Genomic DNA, 5,975 nt, shown 5'->3' with positions numbered 1-5,975 from the left:
GCGATCCATTGTTCGCCGGCCGCGCACGCCAGTTGCACGGCATCTTCCGAATCCGCCTGCTCGCGCGCAATCCGGCTGTTCGCGCTGACCAGCAGCATCAGCGGATCGGCACCGAACGGGTCGACCTCCAAATCGGCTGGCTGATCGGCTATGGGCAGCGAATTGTATTGGAAGGTGATCGCGCAGTCCGCAAGTCCCTGTTCCAAGGCCTCCATGGCTTCAGGCGGTTCCATCTGCATCAGACTTACGCGGATGTCGGAAGTTTTGCCGATGTGCACGAGCACGCGTGCCACAAATGACGAGCATACGGATGGCGGGGCCACCAGACGGATGTGCGTCGAACCGTTGCGCCGATATTCCTCCACATCCTTGGCGGCCTGGATGAGACGGTTGTCGATCAGTTGGCCATGTCTCGCCAGAATGCGGCCGACCGGCGTGAGTCTGACACCATGTGACGTGCGATCCACCAGCTTGGCGCCGACGTCCTGTTCACACCGGCGAATCTGCTGGCTGATGGCAGGCTGGGAGAATCCCGTCTCGCGGGCCACGGCCGAGAAGGATCCTAACCGTTCCACGTGCCATAGGGTCACGAGAATCTGCGGATTGAGGGTTGGCACGCTGGCCGACGTGCCAACTCCCTGTCCTGAAGCATCATCGGTCGTCTCGCCGCCATGCGCGTGCATGTGATTCGACACTGCCGTGGTTCCGCTCAGCTTGCCAAAAACGCCGGAATCGCCTCGGCGGCGGCATAGCCGGCCCTGTACATGCGTTCCAAGCCCTCATACGACTTGCTCAGCGTATTCAGGCCGTACATGCTTTCCGGAGCGAGGATGAGCACGCGGCCATCCTTCTCGTATTCCTTGGCCAACGTCACTTCGTCGTTGTATGTCTGGTACCGGTTCAGCAGCTTTTCCGCGGCCTCCGGATGCGTGCGCTTCAGAATCGCGGCCGGACCCACATCCTTCTTCTGCTCACGTACGGTGTCCCTCGGACGGGTGAGAATCACCACGATGCGATCGTAGCCGTCGTCTATCGCCTTCTGCACGGGAATCGGGTCGGCGATGCCCCCATCGTAGTAGGGGACGCCGTCAATCACATACGGTTCGCAGGCCACCGGAACGGCTGAGGACGCCTTCATGATGTCGAAATTGTCGTATCCCACATCCGACTTGTCGAAGTACTTCGTGGACCCGTCGTCCGCATTGCACGCCACCACGGTGAAGCCGGTCGGATTCGCCGCGAACGCCTCATAATCCACCGGATTCTCGCCGTCATGGTTGCTCAGCGTGCTGTACACGTAGTCGAGGTTGGCGTAGTTGTGGTTCTTGATGTAGCTGTCGAGGCTCGCGTATTCCTTGCGAAACGCGTACTCGGTGTAGAACTTATGGGTGCGTCCGTGCTGGCGGGAGATATAGGAGACCATGTTGGCGCTTCCTGCGGAGATGCCATAGCAATGGTCGACATGCACATCATCCTCCAGCATGCGGTCCATCACGCCCGCGCCGTAAATCGCGCGGAATCCGCCGCCGACGTCGATCATTGCTGTCCTGTTGGCCATATGCGCCGTCCTTTCACTCCATGCGTACCATATTCGCTTCTGTTCGTTTCGCTGGTAATCCGTTTCCTGACTTTACGCGTCTTGTCGGGACATTCGCGGTCAGCGATCAAGCAGCGACCGCGACAATTTCGCTGTTTCCTCAGAGGTATCGGAATTCGACAGTTCGATGCCTCCCTGGGCGTCTTCCGGAGCGAGCTTGCCGAGCGATTCAAGCACCACTCCAAGATGGCGTACGGTGCCTTCGTTGCCGTCGATGACCGCCGCCGTATCGGGCAGCAGCTCCCGGAAATAATCGCGGTAGAACACGAAATGCGTGCATCCGAGCACGACGGCGTCGATCGTGGACAAATCGTATTGATCGAAATACCGGTGCAGGGCGCGCATCACCACATCATGGTCATCCAACTGTCCGCGCTCCACGATTTCCACCAAATCGGGGCAGGGCTGCGGAAAAATCGTATGATCCGCCTTGAAACGGTCCATCAGCACCGCGAATTTGCGTTCCCTCAACGTCAGGGGAGTGGCGGCGACGATGACGTGCTGGCGATTGCCGTGGCCTCGGTCGCATGCCACCTTCAATGCCGGTTCCATGCCGATGATCGGAATATCGTACTTGTCGCGCAGTTCGTTGGCAGCGGCGGAAGTGGCGGTGTTGCATGCGATGACGATCGCCTTCACTCCCTGCTGTACGAAACGTTCCACGATTGTGTCGGACAGTTCGCGCACCTGCTCCGGCGATTTCGTGCCATACGGCGCGTTCGCGGAATCGCCGAAATACAGCACGCGCTCGTTCGGCATATCGCGGCGGATCTCGCGTGCTACGGAGATTCCTCCCAAACCGGAATCGAAAACGCCGATCGGTGCCGTTGAAGCCATACGTCCTCCCTTGTTCCGCCTGTTCCGCGCGCGAACATCCATGCGTGCATCGCGCCAAACACTCCAATAGCCTACCGCGTGTAGAGTGAATCGGTATGAGCATTCCAAGCATTGTTTACAAAGCGCACGCCACGGGCAACGATTTCGTGGTGTATCTCGACGCCGATGGCGTGTACGAACCTACCGCCGATGAGGTGCGGTTTTTGTGCGACCGTCATTTCGGCATCGGCGGCGACGGTCTGATCCGTCTCGCGCATCCGCGGGCGGTGTCCGATCTGAGTGACGGCCAGCTTGCCGATTGCGCGGCCGGCAATGCGGATTGGTTCATGGACTACCGCAACGCCGACGGGTCGTTGGCCGAGATGTGCGGCAACGGCACCCGCGCGATCACCTTGTTCGCGCAGAGGCAGGGTATTGCCGACCAGCCGGGCGGCCAGCCGTTCCGTCTCGGCACCCGCGCCGGCGTGAAGGTCCTGACTTCACTCGGCGATGTGCCAGGCCTCGGCAAGGACGTATTCCAGGTTGAGATGGGCGCATGGAAGCGTGGCGATCTCGATGGCTATGAGGTGACGATTCCGGGTACGGCGGGTTCCGCCCGAGGCACGTTCGTGGACATGGGCAATCCGCATGTCGTGGCTGTGCTTGAGGACGCGTTTGCCAGCCTTCCGAACGTCGAGGATCTCGATCTGACCGTCAAGCCGGTGGTTTCCCCGGAGATTCCAACGGACCAGAACGTCGAATTCGTGCGCATCGACGAGCAGAGCGAAGGTGACGATGCGGGCGAGGCCACCATGCGCGTCAACGAGCGTGGCTGCGGCGAGACCTTGTCCTGCGGTACGGGACTATGCGCCACGGCCGTCACGCTGCGTGCCAAAACCGGCATCGACCATTGGGTGATCACCGTGCGTGGCGGCACCCTGCGCGTCGACGTGACCGACACGGATGTGAGGCTCACCGGCAGCGCCACCATCGTGGGCAAGATCGAATTGCTGTAGTCGTGTGACCATAAGCTGGCAATGGACCATAAGCCGGCAACAACGAGGAAGGCCGACCCTGTGGGGCCGGCCTTCCTTATGTGTGTGAAACGGAATATACGGTGCCGTCTGATGTCAGGCGAACAGCATCGGACCATCCTTGACGAGGATGACCACGATCAGCGCAACGATCCACACCGCGTCGACCATCAGATCGAAATTCAGCCGATAATACTTGCGAAGCCCTACGTTCCCCGCCGGCAAATCCTGCACCGCCACCGTGGCGTGCGAGAGAGCCATGAACTGCACGGTGGTGGAGAACATGAGCGCCAGACACCATGGGCACAGCGCGTTGATGACGAACAGCGACTGCGTGGTCAGCCAATACGAGTAGGCCAATGCGGCGAGTCCGCCCAGCCATGTGCAGGTGGCGAACCAGCGCGGCACGACCACCTTGGCCAGGCCGATCACCGCGATCGTCACGAACACCGATTCGGCGGCGATGCCGAAGAACGCGTTCGGAAAACTCAGCCCGGCGAATTTCACGATCTCCGCTTGCCAGGATTCGGCCACCGTGGAACAGGACAGCACGGCGTTCACATCGCAGTTGAGCTTCTGTCCGGGATTGCGGGCCAGCTTCAACGTATCCGCGGCCAGAATGAACGATACAAACAACGCCACCGCCGAAGCGATCAGCATGATCAGATACGTCCATGTGGCTCCGTGACGCCAGCCGCGTGGTTTCGTGAAATCGTCGTCGGTCGTGACGGCATCCACGTCCGCCGTCATGGCGTCGGTCTCGTTCTCGGCGGCTTTGCCCTCAAAATCGCCCATCGTCAATCCTTGAAAATCGAAAATACAAACGTTGTCATGTCACAGTCTACGCGAAAAACCGCGGGGCGGAGCTTACGATAGTCATATGAGTCAAGTGAGGTACGTCGCGCCGCCCGCGCAAGGTTGGGACATCCACTGCCATACCGTTTTCTCCGACGGTACGGAAACGCCCGGCACGCTGGTCGAACAGGCTCGGCTACTCGGTCTGCACGGTGTGGCCATCGCCGATCATGACACCACTGCTGGATGGCGGGAAGCGCGTGCGGCCGCCGGGAAAGCCGGATTGCCGTTGCTCCTTGGCACGGAGATCACCGCCGTCGATGATGACGTGTCCGTGCACATGCTCGCCTTCCAATACGATCCGGCCAACATCCGGATTGCCGACATGTTCGCCGATACGCGTGCCGCACGTCTGCATCGCACGAAGCGCATGGTGGAACGGCTCGCGGAGGATTATCCGATTACTTGGGACGATGTGCTCGCCCAAGTGAAGGAGGGGAAGAAGACCACGATTGGACGGCCTCACATCGCCGACGCGCTGGTTGCTGCGGGCGTGTATCGGACGCGTTCCGACGCGTTCGCCGACGCGGTGAGCGCAACATCGAAATACTACATTCCCACGCCATCGCCATCCACGCATGAGGTCATCGCCGCGGTCAAGGACGCGGGCGGCGTGGTGGTCGTCGCGCATGCGGGCGATCCTCGGCGCAATCGCAGACTGCTGTCCGACGCGCAGCTTGACGCTTTGATCGATGACGGACTGGACGGTTTGGAGGTATGGCATTGTGGCAATCCTCCACAGCAGCGGGAACGGTTGCTTGCGATCGCGTCCCGGCATGACCTGCTGGTGACCGGCGGATCGGATTGGCATGGCAAAGGCAAACCCAATGCGCTGGGGGAGAACCTCACCGACGACGACACCGTGCGTGAGATCATGCGCAGGGGCGTGGATTCGGGCAGCCGATTCTGAACGGCGCACGCCATGCCGCCGGTTCTCTTCCGAATATGAACAAATATGAAAAAACGCCGAACCATCAGGTCCGGCGTTCATTGTTTTGTCTGAAATCCGATTCGAGTGAATCCGAATGAATCAGAGATTGCCGAAACCGACGGCGTGCTTGGTTTCGGATCCGATGATGGCATAGCCGAGCGAGCCGGCCGGCACCACGATGCGACGGCCCTTGTCATCGGTCAGATTGATGGTCTTTCCGTTCTCCACGGCGTCGGCGATGATGGCGTTCACCTCATCGGCGCTCTGCTCGGTGCTGAAAGTGACGGTACGTGCCACGTTCTGGATGCCCAGTTCGATATCCATGATGCTCCTTGTGAGAAAGTGTTCGTTTGCGATATATGCGCTTATTCTACGCGCGGTTTTCCTTCGACGGCGTCTTCAGGATTGGCGTTGGGCCGATGCCTGCTGCTGGTCGACCTGCGCTTTGGCCTTCTGCATGGTGGCCTCGTCACGCTCGAGCAGCGGGATGAGCATGGTCGCGGCTTCGCTGTGAGCTTGAGGAATCGTCTCCTCGTTCGTGTCATCGCTGCCGTCGGCGGTCTCCAGTTTGCTGATCACGATGGTCGAGCTGGACGGTTGCGATTCATGCCGTTGCCTTGCGGACTGCTCCGGGATGAACGTGCTGATGGACGATCCATCCCCGGTGGTGTTCCCACGCTCGGCGGTATCGTCAGATCCAACCGGATCGTACGACTCCGTGGCATCTTCGACGCTTGGTTCG

The 5,975-nt window shown here is 60.3% G+C and carries 7 protein-coding genes and 1 pseudogene; 2 read left to right on the top strand and 6 right to left on the bottom strand.

Annotation, left to right across the window (positions count from 1 at the left end):
• The 3 genes from ACR0P8_RS08365 to murI all read right to left on the bottom strand — a co-directional run.
• On the bottom strand, positions 1–695 hold a 695-nt coding region (locus tag ACR0P8_RS08365; RefSeq protein ID WP_432624636.1), incomplete at its 3' end, for a LysR family transcriptional regulator.
• Between the two features lie 14 nt (positions 696–709).
• Positions 710–1,558 (bottom strand): patatin-like phospholipase family protein, encoded by an 849-nt coding sequence (locus ACR0P8_RS08360; protein WP_432624635.1) that lies wholly within the window; start codon positions 1,556–1,558, stop codon positions 710–712.
• A gap of 99 nt (positions 1,559–1,657) precedes the next feature.
• On the bottom strand, positions 1,658–2,434 hold the full coding sequence (gene murI / locus ACR0P8_RS08355; RefSeq protein ID WP_432624634.1) for a glutamate racemase: 777 nt from the start codon (positions 2,432–2,434) through the stop codon (positions 1,658–1,660).
• A gap of 95 nt (positions 2,435–2,529) precedes the next feature.
• On the opposite strand from murI, the gene dapF reads away from it, so the two are divergent.
• A complete protein-coding gene (dapF, locus tag ACR0P8_RS08350) occupies positions 2,530–3,429 on the top strand; it encodes a diaminopimelate epimerase (protein WP_432624633.1) in 900 nt (299 codons plus the stop codon).
• A gap of 114 nt (positions 3,430–3,543) precedes the next feature.
• Here dapF and ACR0P8_RS08345 read toward each other — a convergent pair whose 3' ends face one another.
• Entirely contained in the window at positions 3,544–4,197 is a 654-nt protein-coding gene (locus tag ACR0P8_RS08345) for a vitamin K epoxide reductase family protein (protein WP_432624637.1), read from the bottom strand.
• A 130-nt stretch (positions 4,198–4,327) separates the two neighbouring features.
• On the opposite strand from ACR0P8_RS08345, the gene ACR0P8_RS08340 reads away from it, so the two are divergent.
• Positions 4,328–5,212 carry a PHP domain-containing protein gene (locus ACR0P8_RS08340; RefSeq protein ID WP_432624632.1) on the top strand — a complete coding sequence of 295 codons (885 nt, stop codon included), beginning with the start codon at positions 4,328–4,330 and terminating at the stop codon, positions 5,210–5,212.
• 120 nt (positions 5,213–5,332) lie between these two features.
• On the opposite strand, the gene ACR0P8_RS08335 is transcribed toward ACR0P8_RS08340, so the two are convergent.
• Both ACR0P8_RS08335 and ACR0P8_RS08330 read right to left on the bottom strand, forming a co-directional pair.
• On the bottom strand, positions 5,333–5,557 hold the full coding sequence (locus ACR0P8_RS08335) for a DUF3107 domain-containing protein (RefSeq protein WP_432624631.1): 225 nt from the start codon (positions 5,555–5,557) through the stop codon (positions 5,333–5,335).
• 75 nt (positions 5,558–5,632) lie between these two features.
• Positions 5,633–5,975, bottom strand: a pseudogene (locus tag ACR0P8_RS08330) (aminoglycoside phosphotransferase); the annotation flags it as partial.

Source organism: Bifidobacterium sp., assembly GCF_050874245.1.
GTDB lineage: Bacteria > Actinomycetota > Actinomycetes > Actinomycetales > Bifidobacteriaceae > Bifidobacterium.
The sequence above is the reverse complement of the archived record's forward strand: the minus strand, read 5'-3'. Positions and strand labels throughout refer to the sequence as shown.

Coding starts and splice junctions, on each gene's coding strand:
- ACR0P8_RS08360 (WP_432624635.1), bottom strand. CDS start 1,558: ATGGCCAACAGGACAGCAATGATCGACGTCGGCGGCGGATTCCGCGCG.
- murI (WP_432624634.1), bottom strand. CDS start 2,434: ATGGCTTCAACGGCACCGATCGGCGTTTTCGATTCCGGTTTGGGAGGA.
- dapF (WP_432624633.1), top strand. CDS start 2,530: ATGAGCATTCCAAGCATTGTTTACAAAGCGCACGCCACGGGCAACGAT.
- ACR0P8_RS08345 (WP_432624637.1), bottom strand. CDS start 4,197: ATGACGGCGGACGTGGATGCCGTCACGACCGACGACGATTTCACGAAA.
- ACR0P8_RS08340 (WP_432624632.1), top strand. CDS start 4,328: ATGAGTCAAGTGAGGTACGTCGCGCCGCCCGCGCAAGGTTGGGACATC.
- ACR0P8_RS08335 (WP_432624631.1), bottom strand. CDS start 5,557: ATGGATATCGAACTGGGCATCCAGAACGTGGCACGTACCGTCACTTTC.